Origin of the sequence: Oscillibacter sp. GMB15532 (assembly GCF_041020825.1) — a bacterium.
Lineage (GTDB): Bacteria > Bacillota > Clostridia > Oscillospirales > Oscillospiraceae > Oscillibacter.
Window position 1 is genome coordinate 287142 of record NZ_JBEVTO010000001.1, and the last position, 23068, is coordinate 310209.

A 23068-nucleotide genomic window follows, 5' to 3' on the forward strand; every position below is an offset into this window, starting at 1 on the left:
ACGGCAGACGGGCCGAAAATAACTTGACAGTTTTCAGGAAATCAGACATCACGAAAAGGAGCAAGCCCGCCCATGATTAAAATTACCACGGACAGCACCTGCGACCTGCCGGTCGCCCTGCTGGAGGAAAACAATATCACGGTGGTGCCGCTGGGCATTGTAAAAGGCGAGCGTGTCTACCGGGACGGCGTTGACATCCATCCGGCGGACATTGCCGCCCATGTGGACGCCGGCGGCGACATCACCACCACCAGTGCGGTAAACACGGCGGATTACCACGAGCTGTTCAGCAATCTGCTGAAGGAATACGACGCGGTCATCCATATCAATCTGGGCGCCGGTTTTTCCTCTTGTCATCAAAATGCCAGAATTGTGGCGGAGGAGCTGCGGGGCGTCTACGTGGTGGATTCCGCCAACCTGACGGTGGGCATCGGTGAGCTTACCCTGCGGGCGGCGCGGATGGCGCGGGAGGGCCGCCCTCCGGAGGAAATTGTTGCGGAACTGGAAAACCTGCGCGACCGGCTGGAGGTCAGCTTTGTACTGGACCGGCTGGATTATATGAAAAAAGGCGGGCGCTGCAATTCCGTAACCGCCATCGGGGCAAATCTTTTGAAGCTGCACCCCTGTGTGGAGGTCATTGACGGGAAAATGTCCGTCACAAAAAAATACCGGGGCTCCATTGAGCGGGTGGTAACGGAATACCTCCACGACCGGCTGGACGGACGGACGGACATTGACACGGAACGCGTCTGGCTGGTGGACACCTCTTTCGGCCCGGAGCTTGCGAACACGGCCCGGGAGATTCTGCGGGCAGACGGACGCTTTGGCACCATTTTAGAGGGCAAGGCGGGCTGCACGATTTTCTCCCACTGCGGACCAAACACGCTGGGCATCGCGTTTTTCCACAAAAAGAACACCGACTGAAAAACCCTGCCCCGGCGGACAAGCGTTCGCCGGGGCAGGGTTTTACTCCGGAGGCGAGAATTTCCGCCGGGGCCTTTCTTCCTGTGACCTTCTTCCATTTTCCGGGCTCATTTTTTACGTTCTTACTTCTCCGCGTTTTTTCCTAGATCCTTCCGGCGTGTTTGCTCCCCCGGGTTCTCTTCGCGCGTCCCTCTCCCACTCTGTGCCCTCTCCCTTGTCCGGCTAAAAACGACTGCGAATGCTTCTGGGCAAAAAAACACGCCCCTTCCGGGACGTCGAATCGTTATTAAAAAACACAACCCCCCATCTGTCCAACGCAGATGGGGGGTTACTTCTGACTGGGGTTCTCTGCCATGTTGCTACCTCTTACTTTCGTAGATTCACGTTTGGAAGGCCGGGATACTGAGACTTACGCTGCGGGATACCGGAAAAAGCTTTGGGATGACCGGGAAACAGGAAAAACTCTCGGTGGCAGCCAATCCATAAAACATCAGGTGCACGCAGATAGTTGCCTTGGACATTGCCAAAACCGAATCTCGTGATTCTCATTGAAATGAGTTATGTCTCGTCTTTGGTTCCCTCCGTGGGTTTACTGGAGTCTGCCGGAAATTCGCCAAGGCTTTGCCGGGTTGCCGGGAAAGTATTTATCTTTGCGGGGAAAGATCTATTCGCTGAAATCAGCCTGCACTTGCGGTGAAATTGCGGAATACTTCCAAACGCGGCGGTGAGAAATGAGACTGGATTTCGCTGAACCAGCTAGCCCATTGGACTCACTTCCTTCCGGTAATTATTAAATACCACATTAGCGCATAAAAGTCAAGTGGCTTTTGTGCGTTTCTACATTTTGTAATTATTTTATCACTGATTTTTGTGCAGTTTCACATCACGCTTACTCAGACTTTAAGCCCTCCACTGCATCATCCCCCAGTGTTCGGAAAAAGGCGGAGAGTGACAGGGTGGGCTCGGTGCGAAACACAGACAGCAGCGCCTCTATGTTATCCTCATTGTGCTCAATCTCCCGGCAGTAGAGCCGCAGGGCCTTATCAAGGGGCAGAAGGCTTGCCGCCCGATCCACCACCAAACCGCCCAGCAGGGCAAGCTGCACCCGCCCCAGCAAATCCCCGTCGTTGACGGCCTTGAGGGCATAGCGAAACAGAAAGTAGGCGACAATCCGTTCCAGCAGAGCTTCCGGGACCGCACCGGGAACGGCTTCCCTCCCCCGACACAACAGCGCCCGCCAATCATCTCCCAGAATTTCCAGACCGGACAGCATCTCCCACGCACGGGGAAAAATCCCCTCCCCGTCCATCTGACAAACGGGGGCAGGAGCCGACCACGCCCGGCAAAGGGCCGGGAGTGACGGGGCCTCGTCCTCGTCCAGCAAAATCTGGGCTTCCGCCGCCAAGGCCAGCAGCTCCGAAAGGCGGAAACCAATTTTGAGGGAACGGTCCTGTAAAACTTCAAAAAGCTTCTCCCGGACAACCAGCAGCGGATCCAGCCAAGGGTCCCCCGACTCGCCCTTCTCGTCCGTTTCCGTCCGAGGAAACATCAGCGGCGCGGAGGAAGAGAGCAGCAGGCGGCAGGCCTCCGGACAGGAAGCGACGAGATTTGTCTCCCGCAGCGGGCCGTAGTCCTCAATAAACCGGGGATGGCTGCGGCAGACCTCGCTGGTCCGCTCCGGTCCAAGCGCCCGGTGGATGGCGCACAGGCCGTCCGTATCCCAAAAGGGGCAGCGGCCCGTGTCCGTCAGGGCAAAATAGTCCTCTCCGTCCTCGGTTTGCAGGGCTGCCCGGAGCCGCTCTCCCAGCGGCTCCGGCAGGGTGCGGTAAAATTCGGCGGAAGCTTCGTCCACCACTACCTCCCAGCCCTGACAGCAGGAGTGGGGGCACGCGCCCGCAAGGCACTGAAATTGTTCCAGATAATCCGGCGCCCGCAATTGCATGCCGCCCGCTCCCTTATATTAAAGATTTAAGCTATCCACGGCGGCTTTCAACCGCTCCATGGCCTGCTCCAGCACAGAGCGTGGACAGGCGGCGTTTAAGCGCATGAAGCCGCTGAGGCTCCGTCCGAAGGAATCCCCGTCGTTCAGGCCCAGCCGCGCCTTTTGAATCATAAAGTCGTGCAGCTCCCGGTTGCTCAACCCCAGCGCACGGCAGTCCAGCCAGACGAGATAGGTAGCGTCCGGCACGGTGGGGCGAATCTGCGGTATATGCGCGGCGCAGTAGTCATGGATGTAGTCAAAATTGGCGGAAAGATACGGAAGAAGCTGGTCCAGCCATTCGTCCCCATGGGTAAACGCAGCCTCCATGGCCGTGAGGGAAAAGGCGTTGTTGCGGTGAATGTCCATGCGATGCCAGAAGCGGTCAAACACCTGCTTTTTGTGCCGGTTGGGGAACACCACCGTGCTGGCCTGCAGGCCTGCCAGATTGAAGGTCTTGGTACCGGAAATGCAGGTGATGACGTTTTCCGCAACGCTGGCCGCGACGGTGTGCTTTTTCCCGTGGAAAATCAAGTCGGAGTGAATCTCGTCGGACACCATGGGCACGCGGTATTTGTCGCACAGCTCTCCCATCCGCCGCAGCTCCTCCGCCGTCCAGACGATGCCCAGAGGATTGTGGGGGTTGCACAGAATAAAGAGGTCGCTCCGGCCCAGCTTTTCCTCAAAGTCGACCCAGTCCACGGTCCACTTGCCGTCCTTTTCCACAAGGGGATTTTCCACCACCGTGCGCTCCCACGCCTCGGTCATGTCGTAAAACTCGGAATACACCGGGGTCTGAATCAGGACGCTGCCCCCCTCCGGGGTGAACAGCCGCACACAGGCGGAAAGCGTCTGCACCACGCCAAGGCTGAAACTCATCAGGCTCTGGTCGATGTCCCAGCCGTTGCGCCGCTTCTGCCAGCCGCGGATGGCAGTAAAGTAGCTGTCGGGCCGGGCGGTATAGCCCCAGATGCCCTCCTCAGCCCGCGCCTTCAGCGCGTCGACGATGGGCTGGGCAGTGCGAAAGTCCATGTCCGCAATCCACAGGGGAATCACGTCCTCCGTGCCGAACTTTTTCAGCCGCTCGTCGTATTTGGCGGCACGGTTACCGGAGCGGTCGATGACAGTATCAAAATCGTATTTCATAAATAGCCTCACTTTCCAGAATTGCCTGTGGATTATTCGCCGTCGGGTTATCGCCTGCACAAAGCAACCCATTCCCGGCGTCGGTCCGCGCAGCGCAGAACGCGAATGACCTGTCCGCCATATTCTGCGGCTTTGCACGGCTTTAAAAACCTGCGGGACGTAAACCAAATCCGCTGCTTTGCCGCTATTTTACCACGCTTCCGCCCCCTGCGCAATCCCGGCTGTTCTCCCCCCGCCAAGGAATAAGTCACATCCTTTTTATGGTGCCAGCGGCAAAATTCCGCTTTTTTTCCTATTGACAAACCTGGCTGTGGCGTTTAAAATTACCTCAAATTAGTTCAATTTTTTTGACTAAATAAACTTAACTACATGAATTTAAGGAGATATTGACAATGGATTTTGAGAAGGTACGGGACGTAATCGTGGAAACACTGGCCTGCGAGGCCGAGCAGGTGACACTGGAGGCCACTCTGGCAGAGGACCTGGGCGCGGATTCCCTGGCCTCCGTGGAGCTGGTGATGGCGCTGGAGGAGGCCACAGGCGTGGCCATTGACGACGCGGAGCTTCCCAACCTGAAAACCGTGGGCGATATCGTGAAGTATCTGGAAGCTCACAAGGCCTGATTGCCGCACATCGACCGAAAGGGAACCGCTGCGGTTCCCTTTCGCGCTATAAAGGTTTTTTGTGCGCCCCTGTGGGCGTCAAAAGGCGCGCGTCCCCGGTGAACGCCCGGGACGCGAATAAAGGAAGGAGAATCATGACCAACTCCGAGATTTTTGAACTGATGGACCGCTTTGAAAAAAGCGGCATTTTGACCATGCGTGTCTGCGTTGGCGGCGACGAGCTGGAGCTGAGCCGGGCGGGTACGGCGGCAACGCCCGACGCTGCCGCCGCTCCTGCGTCTCCCGCCATGTCCGCCCCCAACCCGCAGGAGGGGCCGGTGATTCGGGCCCCGCTGGTGGGAACGTTTTATGCCGCCCCCGCCCCTGACCGGCCTCCCCTTGTCAATTCGGGTGACCGCGTGAGCAAGGGGCAGACCGTGTGTCTCATCGAAGCCATGAAAATGATGAGCGAGGTGACGGCCCCCTGCGACTGCGTGATTGAAGAGGCGCTGGTGAAAAACGGCGACCTGCTGGGCTTTGACGCGCCCATCTTCCGTTATCGGGAGGCGTAACCATGTTCAGGCGCATTTTGATTGCCAACCGGGGCGAAATTGCACTGCGGGTGCTGCGGGCCTGTCGGGAAATGGAGATTGAAACGGTGGCGGTGTATTCCACCGCCGACGCGGATGCACTCCACGTCCAGCTTGCCACCCGGAGCGTTTGCATCGGTCCGCCCAAGGCCGCCGACAGCTATCTCAATCAGGCGGCGCTTTTGACCGCCGCCAAGGCCACCGGCTGCGATGCGGTTCACCCCGGATATGGCTTTTTGTCGGAAAACGCCGACTTTGCCGACGCCTGCGCCGCTGCGGGGCTGAAATTCATCGGCCCCTCCGGTGATTCCATCCGCAAGGCGGGAAGCAAGGCCGCCGCCTGCGCGCTCATGTCCGCGGCGGGTGTTCCCACGGTTCCCGGCTCCGGCGGCCCGCTGGCCGATGTGGATGCCGCTCTGAAAGTCGCCGGACAGGTGGGCTATCCCGTGCTTCTGAAAGCCAGCGCCGGCGGCGGCGGGCGGGGCATCCGCAAGGTGGAAGCTCCCGAGGAGTTGCCCGCCGCGTTCCACGAGGCCGTGGCAGAGGCCATGGCCTGTTTTGGCGACGGAACCATGTATCTTGAAAAATTTGTGGTGAATCCCCGGCACATTGAGTTTCAGATTCTGGCGGACAGCCATGGAAACACGATTCACCTCTTCGACCGGGACTGCTCCATTCAGCGGCGGAACCAAAAGCTGATTGAGGAGGCTCCCGCCCGGTGTCTCACGCCGGAGCTGCGCCGGGAGATGGGCGAGGCGGCAGTTCGCGCCGCCCGGGCCGTGGGCTATGAAAACGCGGGGACAGTGGAATTCCTTCTGGCGGAGGATGGACGGTTTTACTTCTGCGAGATGAACACCCGCATTCAGGTAGAACACGGAATTACCGAGCTTGTCACCGGGGTGGACCTGGTGCGCCAGCAAATCCGCATCGCGGCCGGGCTTTCTCTGGGCTTTGCGCAGGAAGACGTGACGCTGAACGGCCACGCCATTGAGTGCCGGGTAAACGCAGAGGACCCCGCCGCCGATTTCCGCCCTTGCCCCGGTACGGCGGCTTTTGTCCACTTCCCCGGGGGAATGGGCGTGCGAATCGACTCGGGGCTTTACAGCGGCTACACCCTGCCTCCCTACTACGATTCTCTGGCGGCAAAGGTTTTGGTTCACGCCCCTACCCGGCTGGAGGCCATCCGCCGGATGCGCCGTTCGCTGGAGGAGCTGACCATCGAGGGCTTCGCCACCAACGCAGGGCTGAGCCATCTGATTTTGTACCATCCGGATTTTGTCCGGGGAACCTGTACCACCGCGTTTCTGGAAAATCATTTGCAGGAGCTGGTGGACTGGGACCGCAAAGCAGTGGAAAGTGAGGCGGCCAAATGACTTCGATTTTTGCCCAGCGGCGGCAAAAGCTGCTGGCGATGAAGGCCTTTCGGGACGGGCAAACCCACGCGCCCACAGCTGGGACGGTCTGCCCCGGCTGTGGCCAGACCGTGGGCGCAGGGACGCTTGCCCAAACGCAGTACGTCTGCCCCCAGTGTGGCTATCACATGCCTCTGGGGAGCTACTACCGGCTCAGCACGATTCTGGATGCCGGTTCCTTCCGGGAGCTGAACTCCCGCCTGACCTCCACGGACCCTCTGCATTTCCCCGACTATGCCGCAAAGCTGGAGGCCACCCGAAGAAAAACCGGACTAAACGAAGCGGTGGTCACCGCCTTGGGGTCCGTGGATGGTCAAAAATGCGTGATCGGGGTTTTGGACGGGCGGTTTTTTCTTGGCAGCATGAGCGCTGCCGTGGGAGAAAAAATCACCCGCGCCATTGAGTTTGCCGCAAAGAGCAAACTCCCCCTGATCCTCTTCTCCGCCAGCGGCGGCGCGAGAATGCAGGAGGGGATTCTCTCCCTAATGCAGATGGCAAAAACCAGCGCCGCTTTGGCCCGGTTTGATGAAAAGGGAGGTTTTTTCCTCTCGATTCTGACAAACCCCACCACCGGCGGCGTCACCGCCAGCTTTGCAAGCCTTGGCGACGTGATTCTGGCGGAGCCGGGAGCCCTCATCGGCTTTGCCGGTCCCCGGGTCATCGAGCAAACCATCGGGCAAACGCTGCCGGAGGGCTTTCAACGGGCGGAATTTCAACTGGAGCACGGCTTTGTAGACGCGGTGGTTCCCCGCAGTGAGCTGCGGAGCACGATTTCCCGCCTGCTGGCGCTCCATGGGAAAGGAGGCCGCAATGAGTGAGCCCATGACCGCCGCCGAGCGGGTGGCAATTGCCCGCCATCATCAGCGGCCCAACGCACAGGAGATTTTTGACTTTTTGTTTACGGACCTCTTTATCCAGCGGGGCGACCGCCTGGCAGGAGAGGACGAGAGCATTCTGGGCGGCATCGCCCGGTTTCATGGGCGGCCTGTCACGGTGATTGCCACCCGCAAGGGCCGCACGCTGGACGAAAACATCAAATACAATTTCGGGATGCCCTCCCCCGAGGGCTACCGCAAGGCGCTGCGCCTGATGCATCAGGCGCAGAAGTTTCGCCGCCCGATTTTCACGTTTATCGACACGCCGGGGGCCTACCCCGGCATGGAGGCGGAGGAGCGGGGACAGGGGGAGGCGATCGCACGAAATCTGATGGAGATGAGCCGCCTCACCGTGCCGATTTTTGTCACCGTCACCGGTGAGGGCAACAGTGGCGGCGCGCTGGCCTTGGGCGTTGGGGACCGGGTACTGATGCTGGAAAACGCGGTGTATTCCATTTTGTCCCCCGAGGGGTTTGCAACCATTCTGTGGAAGGATTCCTCCCGTCATGGGCAAGCCTGCGAACTGATGCGGCTCACCGCCCCGGACCTCAAGCGATTGGGGATTATTGATGAAATTATTCCCGAACCGGCAGGAGGCGCGCATCTGGCCCCGGACATTGCCCTGCGTGCGCTGGACGAGGCGCTTGTCCGGAACTTAAAGGCCGTCTCCCGCCAGAGCGGAGAGGCGCTGGCCGCGGGGCGGTATCGGAAATTCAGACAGATGGGGACACCCCCGAAGGAGGACCAATGAGCGGAATTAAAATTTGCGGCGCGGGACACTATGCCCCGCCGAAACTGGTCAGCAACGCCGACCTTGAGAAAATCGTGGACACCAACGACGAATGGATTACGTCCCGCACCGGCATCAAGACCCGCCACCACTGCGTTGAGGAAACCCATTCCGACATGTGCCGCCATGCGGCGCAGACGGCACTGGAACGTGCCGGAATCAAGCCGGAGGAGATTGGCGTGTGCATCGTGGCCACGTTTTCGTCCGACTTTCTCTCCCCCAACGCCGCAAGCCTGTTGCAGCGGGATCTGGGCCTTTTAAACGACACGGTCTGCTTTGACATCAACGCCGCGTGCAGCGGGTTCCTCTTTGCCATCCACACGGCGGAATGCCTGCTGGCGGCCTCGCCCCGGAAATACGGGCTGGTGCTGGGGGCGGAGATGCTCAGCCGCTTTATCAACTGGGAGGACCGGGGCACCTGCGTTCTCTTTGGCGACGCGGCGGGGGCAGCCGTGGTGGAATGGAACGAGGAATACGAATCCCTCGGCGCGGTGCTGCACTGCGAGGGCGACAGCGAAATGCTGGGCGTCACCGGTTCGGGCCATAAAGCCCCGCCTCAGATTTTCATGCAGGGCCAGCAGGTGTTTAAATTCGCGGTAAACGCCGTGCCCTCCTGCATGGATCAGGCATTGACGCGCAGCGGCAAAACGATTGACGACGTGGACTTTTTCGTGTTCCATCAGGCCAACACCCGCATCATTGATCTGGCGGTGAGAAAGTATCACATTCCGGAGGAAAAGTACTACAAAAACATCGAAAAGTACGGCAACACCTCCGCCGCCAGCATTCCCATGGTGCTCAGCGAGCTGACGGAGCTTGGCAAGGTGGGCCCCGGCAGCCGGGTGATGCTGGTGGGCTTTGGCGGCGGACGCGCGTGGGGCGCGGCGCTGGCGGAATTTAAATGAGAGGACGGACCCGCGCCTGCGGGGAAGCAACGTGATATGAGATTGAACGAGTTTCTGGGGACGGAGTTCCCCATTATTCAAGGCGGCATGGCCAACATCGCCACCGGCGAATTTGCCGCCGCCTGCGCCAACGCGGGCGCCCTTGGCATGATTGCCACCGGCGGCTGGGACGGCGAGCGTCTCCGTCAGGAGATTCGCCGGGCAAGAGAGCTGACAGACAAGCCCTTCGGCGTAAACCTGATGCTGATGAGCCCCCATGCCGACGACATCGCAAGGGTCATTCTGGAAGAGAACGTCCGGGTGGTGACCACCGGGGCGGGCAACCCCGGAAAATATATCCCCGCATGGAAGGAAGCGGGCATCAAGGTGATGCCCGTGGTTGCGGCGGCGGTACTGGCAAAGCGGCTGGAGCGCTACGGCGTGGACGCGTTCATTGCCGAAGGCACCGAGTCCGGCGGCCATGTGGGTGAAATGACCACCATGGCGCTGGTTCCGCAAGTCATCGACGCGGTAAACGTCCCCGTCATTGCCGCAGGCGGCATTGCCGACGGGCGGCAGCTGGCGGCGGCCTACGCACTGGGCGCCATCGGCGTTCAGGTGGGCACCTGCCTGCTTGCAAGCGAGGAGTGCCCCATTCACGACGGGTATAAGCAGGCAATTCTCAAGGCCAAGGACTCCGACACCGTGGTGACAGGCCGCAGCATCGGCGGGCCTGTCCGGGTTTTGAAAAACAAGATGGCCCGGACCTACCTGGAGCTTGAAAAGCGCAATGCCACGCTGGAGGAGCTGGAAACGGTGACGCTGGGCGGCCTGCGCCGGGCGGTGCTGGAGGGTGACGTGGAAAACGGCAGCGTGATGTCCGGTCAGGTGGCCGGAATGCTCCACGAAATCCGCCCTCTGCGGAAAATTTTTGAGGAGCTCGCAGCGGCAGGTGATGCTCGCATCAGGGAATTGGCGGCAAGCCTATGAAGCTGGGATTTTTATACGCCGGGCAGGGCGCCCAGCATCCCGGTATGGGGGCGGACCTATACGAAAAGTATCCGGCCTTTCGTTCCGCGCTGGACGGGGCCGACGTTGGCTTTGACTTAAAGGCCGTGTCCTTTGCGGACCCCGACGGTCTTTTGAACGAGACGCAATATACCCAGCCCTGCATGGTGGCCTTTGCCGTGGGACTGACGGACGTTCTGGCGGAAAAGGGCGTTGTCCCCTCCGCTGCCGCGGGCCTGTCCCTCGGCGAATATTCCGCACTGTACGCCGCAGGCGCGCTGGACGCGAAAACCGCCGTGGAGATGGTGGCCTTTCGCGGAAAGGCCATGACCGACGCGGCAAAGGGCGTGGACTCCGCCATGATGGCGGTGCTGGGGGCAGATCGGGAAACGGTGACCGCCGCCTGCAAGACCGCATCAAGCCTTGGCGTAGTGGAACCCTGCAACTTCAACTGCCCCGGGCAAATCGTCATCGGCGGTGAGCGGGCAGCGGTTGAAAAGGCAGCAGCTGTCGCCAAGGAGCTGGGCGCAAAGCGCTGCATGCCCCTGAACGTCAGCGGCCCGTTTCACACCTCCCTTTTAAAGCCCGCCGGAGACGCGCTGCGGGAGTACTTCAAAACCGTGGACTTTCAACAGCCGAACATTCCCGTCCTGCATAACTGTCTGGGCGGTGAAAACCAGGCCGGGGATTCCATCCCCGCCCTGCTGGGGCGGCAGGTCCAGTCCGCCGTGTACATGGAGGACTGCATCCGCGCCATGGCGGCGCTGGGGATGGACGCTGTGGTTGAAATCGGCCCTGGCAAAGCGCTGGCGGGCTTTGTGAAGAAAACACTGCCGGGCTTCCCCGTGTTCAGCGTGGAAACGGCGGAGGATGTTGAAAAGCTGCCGGAGTTTTTGAAAGAGGTGGAGCGCGGATGAATTTCACAGGTAAAACAGCCGTGGTCACCGGCGGAAGCCGGGGGCTGGGCCGGGCCGTGTGCCGCAAGCTTGCCGAGCATGGCGCCAACGTGGTTTTTTCCTATGCAGGAAACACCGCCGCCGCGCAGGAAGCGCTTGCAGAGCTTGAGCGCATGGGCGCAAATGTCCGTGCCGTGCAGGGAAACGTGGCAGACAGCGCAGCGGTGAAAGCCCTGATGGATACCGCCGTGAAGGAGTTCGGCAGACTGGATATCCTCGTAAACAATGCCGGCATCACCCGGGACGGACTGGTGATGCTGATGAAAGAAGAGGACTTCGACGCGGTGATCGACACAAACCTGAAAGGGACGTTTCTTTGCATGAAAGCCGCCAGCCGCATCATGCTCCGGCAGAAATACGGCCGCATCGTGAACCTCAGCTCCGTGGTGGGTCTGCACGGAAACGCCGGGCAGGTGAATTACGCCGCCAGCAAGGCGGGAGTCATCGGCATGACCAAGTCCCTTGCCAAGGAGCTGGCCTCCAAGGGCGTCACGGTAAACGCCGTGGCCCCCGGCTTCATCACCACCGACATGACCGACGGATTGCCCGAGGCGGCAAAGTCCTCCCTGCTGTCCACCATTCCCATGGCCCGTCTGGGCGCACCGGAGGACGTGGCTGAGGCCGTGGCCTTCCTTGCCGGGGATGGCGCCGGGTATATTACCGGGCAGGTTCTGGGCGTGGACGGCGGCATGGGCATGTAACACGGCGGGGGCCAAGGCTCCCATACGCATAAACGCAAAAGGAGACAGCTATGGATAAAAGACGAGTTGTGATTACCGGCCTTGGCGCCGTCACGCCCATCGGGCACTCCGCCCCCGAAACCTGGCAGGCGGTGCGAAACGGGGTGTGCGGCGTGGCCCCCATCGCCGCCTATGACGCATCCGGGCAGAAGGTCACGCTGGCCGCGGAGGTCAAGAACTACCAGCCGGACGATTTTCTGGATAAAAAAGAAGCGAAGCACATGGCCCGCTTCACCCAGTTCGCGGTTATTTCCGCCCGGGAGGCGCTGAAAGACGGCGGCTTCACCCTTGAAAATGCGGACCCTGACCGCTGCGGCGTGATTGTATCCAGCGGCATCGGCGCACTGCAAAACACCGAGGACGAACACAGCCGGTATCTGGAAAAAGGCATTGACCGGGTGTCCCCCTTCTATATCCCCATGACCATCTGCAACATGGCGGCGGGGCAAGTTGCCATTGACGCGGGCTTTCGGGGGATGTGTTCCTGCCCGGTGACGGCCTGTGCCGGCGGCACCAACGCCGTGGGCGACGCGTTCCACTACATCCGGGACGGGTACGCCGATGCGATGCTCTGCGGCGGCAGCGAGTCCGCAGTCACGCCGCTGGCCATCGGCGGCTTCACCACCATGAAAGCCCTGACCCAAAGCGCCGACCCCAGCCGCGCCTCCATCCCCTTTGACGCGGAGCGCAGCGGCTTTGTCATGGGCGAGGGAGCGGCAATTTTGCTGCTGGAGGAGCTGGACCACGCACTGGCCCGTGGCGCGAAGATTTACGCGGAGTTTGTGGGCTACGGCTCCACCTGCGACGCGTATCACATGACCGCTCCCCTGCCGGGCGGTGAGGGCGGCGCGAAAGCCATGGCTCTCGCCCTCTCCGACGCAGGAGCGCGGCCCGAGGACGTGGACTATATCAACGCCCACGGCACCTCCACTCCCCTAAACGACGCGGGCGAAACCGCGGCTATCAAAACTGTGTTCGGCGAGCACGCAAAAAAGCTTGCCGTCAGCTCCACCAAGTCTATGACCGGCCACATGCTGGGGGCGGCGGGCGCGGCGGAGGCCCTGTTCTCCGCGCTGGCGCTGAAAGAGGGGTATCTCCCCGCCACCATCAACTATCAAGTAAGCGATCCCGCCTGCGATCTGGACGTGGTGCCGAACGTGGGCCGCGATGCCGAATTGCGCTATGCCCTGTCTAACTCTCTGGGCTTTGGCGGGCACAACGGCAGCATTCTCTTAAAGAAATGGGAGGGCTGAGGCATGGGATTGCAGTATAACTCCGACGAAATCGCCCAGATTCTGCCCCACCGCTATCCCTTTGCCCTGGTGGACCGCATTGTGGACGGCGAGGAGGGTAAGTGGGCCAAGGGCATCAAGTGTGTCACGGTAAACGAGCCGTTTTTTCAGGGGCACTTTCCTCAAAAGCACGTGATGCCCGGCGTTCTGATGATCGAGGCCATGGCGCAGGTGGGGGGCGTTGCCGTGCTGGCTCTGCCGGAAAACCGGGGAAAAATCGCCCTGATGGGGGCGGTGAAAAACGCCCGCTTCAAGCGGCAGGTCACTCCCGGCGACGTGCTTGAAATCACCTGCACCCTGACAAAGCAGCGCGGTCCTGTGGGAATCGGTCAGGCGGAGGTCCGGGTGGACGGCGCGCTGGCGGCCACAGCGGAGCTGACCTTTGCCATCGGGCAGTGAAGACCGGATTTGAATACCAGTTGTAAAGCCCAACAGGGCACAAATTATAAAAAGGGTGGTTTTTGCCGTGCTGGATCAGCTTTTTTTTGAGGTGTACAGCAAATTTAAGCTGCATTTTTATCAGGAGATTTTGACCAGTTTTCAATCCCGGGAGGCCAGCCTGACCACCATAGAGACCTTTTGCATGGAGTCTATTCAGGCGCTGAAAAGTCCCACTATCAACGAGTTTGCATCGTTTCTGCACATCTCCCCCTCCAACGCCGCCTACAAGGTCAACAGTCTGGTGAAGAAAGGCTATGTGGACCGGGTGCAGTCTCCGGAGGACCGGCGGGAGTTTCACCTACGGGTAACGCAGAAATATGTTGATTACTACAACATCAGCTCCTCCTACGTGCGGGAGGTGACGGAGCGGATGCAGCGGCGCTTTCCCCCCCACGACTGCGCGAAGCTGGAGGAGATGCTGCGCATCATCAGCGGCGAGCTGATGCCGGAGGTTGTTCTGCCGGAGATTTCCGCCGCCGAATAAAGCATCAAAAAACCCGGGAGCGTCCATTAGGGCGCTCCCGGGTTTCATTTTGCTTAAGATCGTCTTACTTATTGTCCACCGAGGCCATATAGCAGGCCAGCTCCACCATTTTGGTGGAATAGCCGTACTCGTTGTCATACCAGGAGACAACCTTGACAAAGGTGTCTGTCAGGGCAATGCCCGCCTTGGCGTCGAAAATAGAGGTATGGGAATCCCCCAGGAAGTCCGAGGAGACAACCTCATCCTCGGTATAGCCCAAAACGCCCTTCAGCTCCCCTTCGGAGGCGGTCTTCATCGCCTTGCAGACCTCTTCATAGGTGGCGGGCTTTTCCAGATTGACGGTCAGATCCACCACAGACACATCCAGCGTGGGAACACGCATGGACATACCGGTAAGCTTGCCGTTCAGATCGGGAATCACCTTGCCCACGGCCTTTGCCGCACCGGTGGTGGAGGGAATGATGTTTCCGCAGCCCGCCCGGCCGCCGCGCCAATCCTTCAGAGAAGCGCCGTCCAGAATCTTCTGGGTGGGGGTGACGGAGTGTACGGTGGTCATCAGGCCGTCCTTGATGCCAAAGCTCTCGTGGAGCACCTTGGCAATGGGGGCCAGGCAGTTGGTGGTGCAGGATGCGTTGGACACGAACTGCATATCGGAGGTGTACTTTTTGTTGTTCACGCCCATGACGAACATAGGGGTGTCATCCTTGGAGGGTGCACCCATGATGACATGCTTCGCACCCGCGTCGATGTGGCCCTGACACTTTTCCTTGGTCAGGTGCTGCCCGGTGCACTCGCAGACATACTCCGCCCCTGCGTCGCCCCAGGGAATGCTGCCCACTTCCTTCTCCGCGTACACGGCAATGCGCTGCCCGTTGACAATCAGTGCGCCGTCCTCATAGGACACCTCGCCCTGAAACCGGCCATGGACCGTGTCGTAGCGCAGCATATAGGCCATATAGTCAGGGGTCATGAACGGATCGTTCACCGCCACAACCTCCACATCGTCCCGGGTCAGGGCGACGCGGAAAACCAGACGACCAATGCGGCCGAAGCCATTAATTCCAAGTTTAACCTTCATAAGGAAACGTCTCCTTTCAAATTCGGCCGCTGAAAACCGATTGCGCAACCGTTTTTGTTAATCGTTTACATTTGCATAGTATCACAACTCGCTTGCCTTTGCAACCGTCAAAACCGCAAGATTTTTTATTCTTACTTGTATAAATCCAATAATTTTTGAAAAATTTGCACAATTTTGCGTTTAAAATTGCCCGAAGGCCTTGACGTTGCAACGGAAGGAGCATATACTAGGCACTAATTAAAGGATTACGTAATGCCAACACAGCTTGCGCAAACCCCTCCAGTCCGCGAAACGCGGCGCTCTGGCTGTGGCGGCGCGACGTACCCGCGCTTAACCGTTCCCGTCTCGGGTATTGGAACAAGCGAATCTACGTGAGAAAGGAGCGGTTCTCCACGATGAAAGTGACCATCAGCGATGTGGCAAAGCTTGCCGGCGTATCCACAGCCACCGTCTCCCACACCATCAACAACACGCGCTATGTCTCGGAGGAGACGAGGGAAAAGGTTTACGCCGCTATCTCCCGTCTGGGCTACACGCCGGACGCCTCCGCCCGGAGCTTTCGCACCGGAAAGCGGAAAACCATCGGCTTTATCGTGCCGGACATCTCCAATAAATTTTTCGCCACCATGATTGAGTCTGTGGAAAATTATCTGGCCGCCGCCGGGTATCACCTGATTATTGCCAACACCAAGGAGGACATGGACCGAGAGGAACGGAACATCCGATTGCTTGCCGCCGGTCTTGTGGACGGGCTGCTCATCGCCAGCACCATGGATAACTTTTCGCGGCTGGACAGCCTGATTCCCGCGGGCTTTCCCGTGGTACTGGTGGACCGGGTGTTCAGCGAGAAAAAGTTTACCTCCGTGTGCGTTTCGAATTTCCAGCCCATCTACCGCAGCGTATGCCGTCTGGTGGGCAAAGGCGACCGGCGCATCGGCATCATCGGGGGCCTGCCCCGCCTGTCCTCCACACAGGAGCGCGTCTCCGCCTATCAGCAGGCCATTTCAGACTGCGGTCTGGAGGCGGAGGAGACGCTGATCCGCTACGGAGACTCCATGGAAAACAGCGCTCATGGCTGTCTTGACGAGCTTTTGGAGCAGCAGTGCGACGCCGTGATTGTCACCAACGGCCTGATGGCCTCGGAGTCCATCATCCACCTGCACCGCAAGGGCGTGCAGCTTGCCCGAGATATTGACCTTGTAAGCTTTGTGGATTATGAATCGGATTTTTACGAGCTTTACGCCAACCAGATCGACTCCATTGTCCAGCCTGTGGACGAGCTGGGCAACATCGCCGGGGAGGAGATTTTAAAGCGAGTGGAAGATCCGGACGCGCCGATTTTTGAAAAGGTGCTCACCTCGGCCTATCGCCCCTATGATGTACCAAAGTCCAAAAATGATGCGGACGGCTGAGGACTTCAAGCAGTATTTGTAAGCACAGCATCGAAATGAACGAAACGCGCCGCCGGAAATCCGGCGGCGCGCTTTTCAATTTGATACGGTCAAATGACTTACAGGGCGGCCTTGATATCCTCCGCGATCTGCCCGGCGGTGAGCCGGTATTCCCGCAGAACATCCTCCGCCTTGCCGGACTGGCCAAAACGGTCGTTGACGCCCAGCTTCTTGAACTTGCAGGCAACCTTTCCCATCAGCACATCCGCCACCGCGTCTCCCAGACCGCCAATGACACTGTGCTCCTCCACGGTAATCACCTTGCCGCACTTTTGAGCGTATTCCGTAACGCAGTCTGCGTCGATGGGTTTAATGGTGTGGACATTGATGACGCTGACGCGGATACCGTCAGCCTCCAGAAGCTTTGCGGCCTCCAGGCATTCAGACACCATCAGCCCGCAGGTAAAGATCGCCGCGTCGGGTCCCTCCCGCATGACGTTTGCCTTGCCGATTTCAAAGGGATAGTCCTCCTCAAACACCGGAGAGGCCAGCCGCGCCAGCCGGAGATACGCGGGCCCCTCCAGTTCGGCCAGCGCGAAGACGGCCTTTTTCGCTTCCTTCGCGTCGGCAGGGACGATCACCGTCATGCCGGGAATCACCCGCATCAGAGCCAAATCCTCAATGGCCTGATGGCTGCCGCCGTCCTCTCCCACGGAAACGCCCGCGTGGGTCATGCACAGCTTCACGTTGAAATGAGGATAGGCCACAGAGTTGCGCACCTGCTCATACGCCCGGCCCGCGCCGAACATGGCGAAGGTGGAGCAGAACGGAATCAGCCCCATGGTGGACATTCCCGCAGACACCGACACGAGATTGCTCTCGGCGATACCCATATTATAGTGACGGTCAGGGTAAGCCTTTTGAAATTTCGCGGTCTGGGTGGCGTTGGCCAAATCCGCGTCCAGAACCACTACCTTGTCGTTCTGCGCACCCAGCTCAATCAGGGCCTCGCCGTATGCGGCGCGGGTTGCGATTTTCTCTGCCATCTTACATTCCCTCCAGTTCCGCGAGGGCCGCGACCCGCTGCTCTTCATTGGGGGCTTTGCCGTGCCAGCCCACCTGATTTTCCATAAAGGACACGCCCTTGCCCTTCAGGGTATGCGCAAGAATGCACCGGGGCTTGCCGGGAACGGCAGGGCGGGCCAACGCCTCCACCACGGCGGCAATATCATTGCCATCGGCCAGCTCGATAAGGTCGAAGCCAAAGGCCCGCAGCTTTGCGGGCAAATCGCCAAGGCTCATGACCTCCTCGTTGGAACCGTCGATCTGAAGGCCGTTGTTGTCAAACAAAACAGTAAGATTATCCAGCTTATAATGGGCGGCGGACATAAATGCCTCCCACAGCTGGCCCTCCTGCGCCTCACCGTCGCCGCACATGGCAAAGACTCTGGTGTCTTTTTTCAGGTGCTTTGCGCCCAGCGCCATACCCACCGCGATGGACACACCCTGCCCCAAAGAGCCGGTGGACGCGTCCACTCCGGGAACCTTTTTCACGTCGGGATGCCCCTGAAGAATGGCATGGAGCTGGCGGAAGTTTTTAAATTCCTCCTTGGCAAAAAAGCCCAGCTCACCCAGCACCCCGTAGTAGCAAGGGGAGGCATGGCCCTTGCTCAGGACGAAGCGGTCCCGGTCCGGGTCGTGGGGATTCTTGGGGTCCACCCGCATCTGGGTGCAAAACGCGGCGCTCATCAGCTCCACCGCGGAGAGCGAGCCGCCGGGGTGGCCGCTGCCCGCGTCGGCGGTCATGTTGATGATGTCCCTCCGGACCGCGGCGCAGAATTTTTCCAGCTCTTGCGTCGTCATATTCTTCCTCCGTATTCCCAATGAATTTGGGTTGTATTCCTAAGCTTCTACGGTATCACAAGTGCCCCTGCGTGTCAAGAAAGAACCGGATTTCCAAGCCGGCGGCAACTTGTCCACTTCCCTGCGCCAAACCTTGCCCAAGGGGGCTTGCGGGCCGGGCCAAAGACCGCTATAATGAAAAAAACATCAGAAAGCGGGGAAGCAGGATGGAGACGAGACGCGAGCGAGACACCATGGGGGAAATTATGGTTCCGGCGGAGCGCCACTGGGGTGCCCAGACCCAACGTAGCCTTGAAAACTTCAAAATCGGCACGGAAAAAATGCCCCGTGAGATCATCGTTGCTTTTGCTTATTTAAAGGAAGCCTGCGCCAGGGCCAACGCGGGTTTTGGAAAGCTAACGGCAGAGCAGGCGGAGAATATCTCTGCCGTATGCGGTGAAATCCGCACCGGTCAGTGGGAGAGCGAATTTCCTCTGGCGGTGTGGCAGACCGGCTCGGGCACCCAGACCAACATGAACGTCAACGAGGTAATTTCCCATCTGGCGACGGAGCGGGGAACAGCGCTCCACCCCAATGACCATGTGAACGCCTCCCAGTCCAGCAACGACACCTTTCCCTCCGCCTTGCACATCGCGGCAGTACTTGCGGCAGAAGCGGGCGTACTCCCCGCCGCAAGGCGGCTGAGCGGGACCCTTGCCCGGCTGGAGCGGGAAAACGAGGACGTCATCAAAATTGGACGCACCCATTTGCAGGACGCCACGCCCCTTCGCTTCTCTCAGGAGATTTCCGGCTGGCGGGAGTTGGTGGACGCGCCCTGCCGGATGCTGGAAATGGCCCTTTTAGAGCTGCGCCGCCTTGCCATCGGCGGCACCGCCGTGGGCACGGGCCTGAACGCCCCCGAGGGATTCGACGCAAAAGTCTGCGCCTGTCTCACGGAGTTATGCGGCACGGAATTTGTCCCGGATGAAAACAAATTCCACGCCTTGACCTCTAAAGACGCGCTGGTGTTTGCCCATGGGGCGCTGAAGGCCCTTGCGGCAAATCTCATGAAGATTGCCAACGATGTTCGGTGGTATGCCTCCGGCCCCCGCTGCGGATTGGGGGAGCTTCATATCCCCGAAAACGAACCGGGCAGCTCCATCATGCCCGGAAAAGTAAACCCCACACAATGCGAGGCAGTGACGATGGTGGCGGTGCAGGTGATGGGAAACGACGCGGCGATCGGCTTTGCCGCGTCGCAGGGGAATTTCCAGCTAAACGTGTTTCTGCCGGCGTGCGCCCAGAATTTTTTGCAGTCCGCCCGTTTGCTGGCGGACGCGATGGACTCCTTCCGGGTCCACTGCATGGAGGGTCTCACCGCCGACCGGGAGCGGATGGAGCAAAATCTCCGGGGCTCTTTGATGCTTGTGACCTGCCTCACACCAAAAATCGGCTATGAAAAGGCGGCGGAGTGTGCGAAACAGGCTCTCCGGAACGGGACGACGCTGAAAGAAGCCGCGCTTTCTTTGGGACTGATGAGTGAGGCAGAGTTTGACGAGGCCGTGCGTCCTGAGAAGATGGTCTGAGCCGCTTCTTCTCCTTTCCTGTGGGGACTTTCCTCCAAGCGCCATCAGTATATTTTCATCTAAGATAGCAGCCGCTTTGCACCTCTATCCGGCGGTATTTCCATGAAAAGCCCCTCTCTTTTTTCCGGAAAAAGAGAGGGACTGAACATTATTACGCTCTTGCCGCATCGTCTATCCACACTGTACGCATACTGGGTGATAAACGGACTGCGCTACATAATTAATAGATTGCAATTGGTCCGTAAGGGCTGTCAATAATGTCGATTTGCGTTTCAAAAATGTCTGTCAGAAGCTCTGCATTCATAATTTCCGCCACCGTTCCAAACGCGGCAATTTTTCCATTCTTCATGGCACAAATTCTGTCTGAATACTTGGCGGCAAAATTGATGTCATGCATCACCGTCAAAATTGTTCTTCCGAATTCATCGGCGGCATGCCGCAAATGCTTCATCATCTGCACAGAACGGGCCACATCGAGATTATTGAGCGGCTCATCCAAAAGCACATATTCCGTTTCCTGACACAACACCATTGCCACATAGGCCCTTTGTCTTTGGCCGCCGGAAAGCTCATCCAAATACCGGTTTTCTAAATCCGTCAGGTCCAAAAAGTCGATATATTTGGAAATAATCAGCTCATCTTCTTTTGTCAGCCTGCCTTTGGAATACGGGAAACGTCCAAACCCGGCCAGCTGCCGAACCGTCAGTCTCGTTACAAAATGGTTTTCCTGCCGCAAAATCGTCAGGATTTTTGCAAGCTCCTCCGACTTGGATGTTGAAATGTCCATGGACGCCACTTGAATCTGGCCCTCGTCCATGTCCAAAAGCCGTCCAATCATCAAAAGCGCCGTGGATTTTCCCGCGCCATTGGGGCCGATGAGGGAGGTCAGCCCGGCTTTGGGGATCTGAATATTCAAAGGCCCTATTTTTACTTCATCCGAATATACTTTTCCCGCATTGAGAATATCGATCATAAGCTTCCCTTCCTTAACAGTACAATGAGAAATGTGATTCCCCCAAACAGCTCGATAATAATGGAGACGACCCCCTGAGCCCTGAACACATGATACATAAAAAAGTACGACCCCGTTAATATGAGAAAGCCGATCGCAAGAGACATTGGAAACATATATCTGTGGTCATAGGTTGGCGCCGCCTGATAGGTCATGGTGGCAACCAAAAAGCCATAAAAGGTCAGTGACCCCACCAGAGCGGTTGAAACCGACATCAGAACAGAAACCAATATCAGCGTATAAATTACCCCAAATTGATGGTTTAAACCCAACGAGGTACCGGCACTCCTGCCCAGCGACAATACATTTAGCTTTTTGGAATAAAGAAGAATCAGCAATGCGGTAATGCCTACAATTGGAATTGCAATGGGAAAGTAAGCGGCGTCTGCGTGATTGACAGAGCCAAACAGCTTTGCCTGCAAGACGTCAAATTCGGACGGCGCCAAGAGCCTTCTCATGAAAGAGGAGACAGCCTTCAGCCCGGTTCCCATAATGACCCCCACCAGCAGCATCAGCTGCAAATTTCCATATTTCCCGGAAAGCAGCCAGCCATAAAGGATCAGACACATCAAAATCATTGCTACAACCTGAAACAGAAAGGGTCCCACCCCGCTGAATTTCAGGAATGCGCTGGTGCCGAAGAAAAACATCGTGCCGGTATGAATCGTCGAGTATAAGGCTTCAAACCCCAAAAGCGAAGGGGTTATTATCCGATTATTGGTGCTTGACTGAAAGGCAACCGTCGCCAGACTTTGGCACACAGCCGCAATGATCATGGCTGTCAGCGCCACCATTCTTCTTTTCACCACCGGGATAAAAGAGGGGGCCCCCACCGGAACGGGATTGTTATAGACCAACAGTCCGTAGGAAGCAACTGCACCCAAAACAATCAATGTAATCAGCAAAATCCAATATCGCTTCTCTTCCCTTTGGGAGCGAAACGCTCTGGCTGACCTGCTTTTATCATCAGGCCCGGTTTTGGCCCTATTTTGTTGTGTATGATCTTTAAATTCCCTCATCTCTGCTTCCTCTGCTTTAATAAGATCACAATAAATACAACCGCGCCCACAGTTCCCAGTATCAGGGAAACAGGGACCTCAAACGGCATGATGATGGTCCGGGAAATAATATCGCAAAGGGTGATGGCGCCCATTCCCAGCACACATACCCACGGCAGGTTGCTCTTGAGATCATCGCCCCGGTACATCGAAACAATATTAGGTACAATCAGCCCCAAAAAGGGCAGATTCCCAATCACGGCGGCAACAACCCCGACAGCGGCGGAAATCAGGCAAGTGCCCAAAATGACAATCCGGTTATAATTGACGCCAAGACTTGTCGCCACATCCTCCCCCAATCCGGCCAGTGTCAGCCGGTCTGCATAGACAAAAATGATGATGTTTACAACCACAATCAGCCATAAGTATTCATACCGGCCAATCTGGACAGGCGCAAAAGAACCCACAAACCAGCTTTCGATGCTTTGCGTCATTTGAAATACGAGGCCGATAAACGTAGAAATTGCGGAAATAACCGCGCCAAGCATCATTCCGATGATGGGAACGATCAACGAGGAGCGCAGCTTCACTTTTCTTAAAAAGAGGAAGAAAATCATCGTGCCGATGAACGAAAAAAGAATCGCCCCCGCCATTCTTACCATCAGCGTCGGAGCAGGAACCGCCAAATAGACAAACACAAGCCCCAGCCCCGCCCATTCGATGGTGCCTGTTGTGGTCGGCTCAACCAGACGGTTTTGTGTAATCAGTTGCGTCACCAGTCCCGACATGGACATGGCCGCCCCCGTCAGCATCAGTGCCGCCGTCCGCGGGACACGGGTAATAAAAAACATATTCCACCCGTCCTCCCGGCCCTGTATATCGTAAACGCCCGTAAACAGGGACACAGCGCCCAAAGCAAGCACAGCGCACACTGCAAATATAAAGGGCTTTGACCATGGTTTCCTGTGGCTAAAAAGGGGGGGCTGAGAAATCTCAGCCCCTGTAATTCTATGTATCACGCGTTTCAACATTTTGAAAT

General features: G+C 58.1%; 23 protein-coding genes. 15 read left to right on the forward strand and 8 right to left on the reverse strand.

Annotation, left to right across the window (positions count from 1 at the left end; translation table 11 throughout):
* The first annotated feature begins 72 nt into the window (after nt 1-72).
* A complete protein-coding gene (locus ABVS15_RS01335; RefSeq protein WP_369281991.1) occupies nt 73-924 on the forward strand; it encodes a DegV family protein in 852 nt (283 codons plus the stop codon).
* An 889-nt stretch (nt 925-1813) separates the two neighbouring features.
* Here the strand turns inward: ABVS15_RS01335 and fliB are convergent.
* Together fliB and ABVS15_RS01345 are read right to left on the reverse strand one after the other, a co-directional pair.
* Entirely contained in the window at nt 1814-2866 is a 1053-nt protein-coding gene (gene fliB / locus ABVS15_RS01340; protein ID WP_369281992.1) for a flagellin lysine-N-methylase, read from the reverse strand.
* Nucleotides 2867-2884: 18 nt separating this feature from the next.
* Nucleotides 2885-4048 (reverse strand): MalY/PatB family protein, encoded by a 1164-nt coding sequence (locus ABVS15_RS01345; protein ID WP_369281993.1) that lies wholly within the window; start codon nt 4046-4048, stop codon nt 2885-2887.
* A 392-nt stretch (nt 4049-4440) separates the two neighbouring features.
* Here ABVS15_RS01345 and acpP point away from each other — a divergent pair, with 392 nt between their 5' ends.
* The 12 genes from acpP (at nt 4441) to ABVS15_RS01405 (ending at nt 14122) form a co-directional block, all read left to right on the forward strand.
* Nucleotides 4441-4671 carry an acyl carrier protein gene (gene acpP / locus ABVS15_RS01350; RefSeq protein ID WP_312613186.1) on the forward strand — a complete coding sequence of 77 codons (231 nt, stop codon included), beginning with the start codon at nt 4441-4443 and terminating at the stop codon, nt 4669-4671.
* A 134-nt stretch (nt 4672-4805) separates the two neighbouring features.
* Nucleotides 4806-5222, forward strand: coding sequence for an acetyl-CoA carboxylase biotin carboxyl carrier protein subunit (locus tag ABVS15_RS01355; protein ID WP_369281994.1), 417 nt, complete (start codon nt 4806-4808; stop codon nt 5220-5222).
* Between the two features lie 2 nt (nt 5223-5224).
* Nucleotides 5225-6613 carry an acetyl-CoA carboxylase biotin carboxylase subunit gene (gene accC, locus ABVS15_RS01360; protein WP_369281995.1) on the forward strand — a complete coding sequence of 463 codons (1389 nt, stop codon included), beginning with the start codon at nt 5225-5227 and terminating at the stop codon, nt 6611-6613.
* Entirely contained in the window at nt 6610-7470 is an 861-nt protein-coding gene (accD, locus tag ABVS15_RS01365) for an acetyl-CoA carboxylase, carboxyltransferase subunit beta (RefSeq protein WP_369281996.1), read from the forward strand. Before accC ends, accD begins: the two co-directional genes overlap by 4 nt.
* Nucleotides 7463-8278 carry an acetyl-CoA carboxylase carboxyltransferase subunit alpha gene (locus ABVS15_RS01370; RefSeq protein ID WP_369281997.1) on the forward strand — a complete coding sequence of 272 codons (816 nt, stop codon included), beginning with the start codon at nt 7463-7465 and terminating at the stop codon, nt 8276-8278. The genes accD and ABVS15_RS01370 overlap by 8 nt, the downstream gene beginning before the upstream one ends.
* Nucleotides 8275-9222: a beta-ketoacyl-ACP synthase III gene (locus ABVS15_RS01375; RefSeq protein ID WP_369281998.1), complete on the forward strand. Its 948-nt coding sequence runs from the start codon at nt 8275-8277 to the stop codon at nt 9220-9222. The genes ABVS15_RS01370 and ABVS15_RS01375 overlap by 4 nt, the downstream gene beginning before the upstream one ends.
* A gap of 36 nt (nt 9223-9258) precedes the next feature.
* Nucleotides 9259-10191 carry a nitronate monooxygenase gene (locus ABVS15_RS01380; protein ID WP_369281999.1) on the forward strand — a complete coding sequence of 311 codons (933 nt, stop codon included), beginning with the start codon at nt 9259-9261 and terminating at the stop codon, nt 10189-10191.
* Nucleotides 10188-11126, forward strand: coding sequence for an ACP S-malonyltransferase (gene fabD, locus ABVS15_RS01385; RefSeq protein ID WP_369282000.1), 939 nt, complete (start codon nt 10188-10190; stop codon nt 11124-11126). Before ABVS15_RS01380 ends, fabD begins: the two co-directional genes overlap by 4 nt.
* Nucleotides 11123-11866: a 3-oxoacyl-[acyl-carrier-protein] reductase gene (fabG, locus tag ABVS15_RS01390; RefSeq protein ID WP_369282001.1), complete on the forward strand. Its 744-nt coding sequence runs from the start codon at nt 11123-11125 to the stop codon at nt 11864-11866. The genes fabD and fabG overlap by 4 nt, the downstream gene beginning before the upstream one ends.
* Before the next feature lie 50 nt (nt 11867-11916).
* Entirely contained in the window at nt 11917-13158 is a 1242-nt protein-coding gene (gene fabF / locus ABVS15_RS01395) for a beta-ketoacyl-ACP synthase II (RefSeq protein ID WP_369282002.1), read from the forward strand.
* 3 nt (nt 13159-13161) lie between these two features.
* Nucleotides 13162-13596: a 3-hydroxyacyl-ACP dehydratase FabZ gene (fabZ, locus tag ABVS15_RS01400; RefSeq protein WP_369282003.1), complete on the forward strand. Its 435-nt coding sequence runs from the start codon at nt 13162-13164 to the stop codon at nt 13594-13596.
* Nucleotides 13597-13663: 67 nt separating this feature from the next.
* Nucleotides 13664-14122 carry a MarR family winged helix-turn-helix transcriptional regulator gene (locus ABVS15_RS01405; protein WP_369282004.1) on the forward strand — a complete coding sequence of 153 codons (459 nt, stop codon included), beginning with the start codon at nt 13664-13666 and terminating at the stop codon, nt 14120-14122.
* A gap of 64 nt (nt 14123-14186) precedes the next feature.
* Here the strand turns inward: ABVS15_RS01405 and gap are convergent, their stop codons facing one another.
* Nucleotides 14187-15200 carry a type I glyceraldehyde-3-phosphate dehydrogenase gene (gene gap, locus ABVS15_RS01410; RefSeq protein WP_369282005.1) on the reverse strand — a complete coding sequence of 338 codons (1014 nt, stop codon included), beginning with the start codon at nt 15198-15200 and terminating at the stop codon, nt 14187-14189.
* 395 nt (nt 15201-15595) lie between these two features.
* Between gap and ABVS15_RS01415 the strand changes: the two genes are divergently transcribed.
* Nucleotides 15596-16612 (forward strand): LacI family DNA-binding transcriptional regulator, encoded by a 1017-nt coding sequence (locus ABVS15_RS01415; RefSeq protein ID WP_369282006.1) that lies wholly within the window; start codon nt 15596-15598, stop codon nt 16610-16612.
* Between the two features lie 98 nt (nt 16613-16710).
* On the opposite strand, the gene ABVS15_RS01420 is transcribed toward ABVS15_RS01415, so the two are convergent.
* Together ABVS15_RS01420 and ABVS15_RS01425 are read right to left on the reverse strand one after the other, a co-directional pair.
* Nucleotides 16711-17637, reverse strand: coding sequence for a transketolase family protein (locus ABVS15_RS01420; RefSeq protein ID WP_369282007.1), 927 nt, complete (start codon nt 17635-17637; stop codon nt 16711-16713).
* 1 nt (nt 17638) lies between these two features.
* Complete coding sequence (locus ABVS15_RS01425; RefSeq protein ID WP_369282008.1) at nt 17639-18454, reverse strand: transketolase; 816 nt, start codon at nt 18452-18454, stop codon at nt 17639-17641.
* A 206-nt stretch (nt 18455-18660) separates the two neighbouring features.
* Here ABVS15_RS01425 and fumC point away from each other — a divergent pair, with 206 nt between their 5' ends.
* Entirely contained in the window at nt 18661-20019 is a 1359-nt protein-coding gene (fumC, locus tag ABVS15_RS01430; RefSeq protein WP_369282009.1) for a class II fumarate hydratase, read from the forward strand.
* Nucleotides 20020-20239: 220 nt separating this feature from the next.
* Here the strand turns inward: fumC and ABVS15_RS01435 are convergent, their stop codons facing one another.
* The 3 genes from ABVS15_RS01435 to ABVS15_RS01445 are packed head-to-tail and all read right to left on the reverse strand — an operon-like array spanning nt 20240 to nt 23060.
* Nucleotides 20240-20992, reverse strand: a complete 753-nt coding sequence (locus ABVS15_RS01435) for an ABC transporter ATP-binding protein (RefSeq protein WP_369282010.1) — start codon at nt 20990-20992, stop codon at nt 20240-20242.
* The gene (locus ABVS15_RS01440; RefSeq protein WP_369282011.1) at nt 20989-22050 is read right to left on the reverse strand and encodes an iron chelate uptake ABC transporter family permease subunit; all 1062 of its coding nucleotides are present in this window, start codon (nt 22048-22050) and stop codon (nt 20989-20991) included. The genes ABVS15_RS01435 and ABVS15_RS01440 overlap by 4 nt, the downstream gene beginning before the upstream one ends.
* Nucleotides 22047-23060 (reverse strand): ABC transporter permease, encoded by a 1014-nt coding sequence (locus ABVS15_RS01445; RefSeq protein WP_369282012.1) that lies wholly within the window; start codon nt 23058-23060, stop codon nt 22047-22049. The genes ABVS15_RS01440 and ABVS15_RS01445 overlap by 4 nt, the downstream gene beginning before the upstream one ends.
* Nucleotides 23061-23068: the final 8 nt, after the last annotated feature.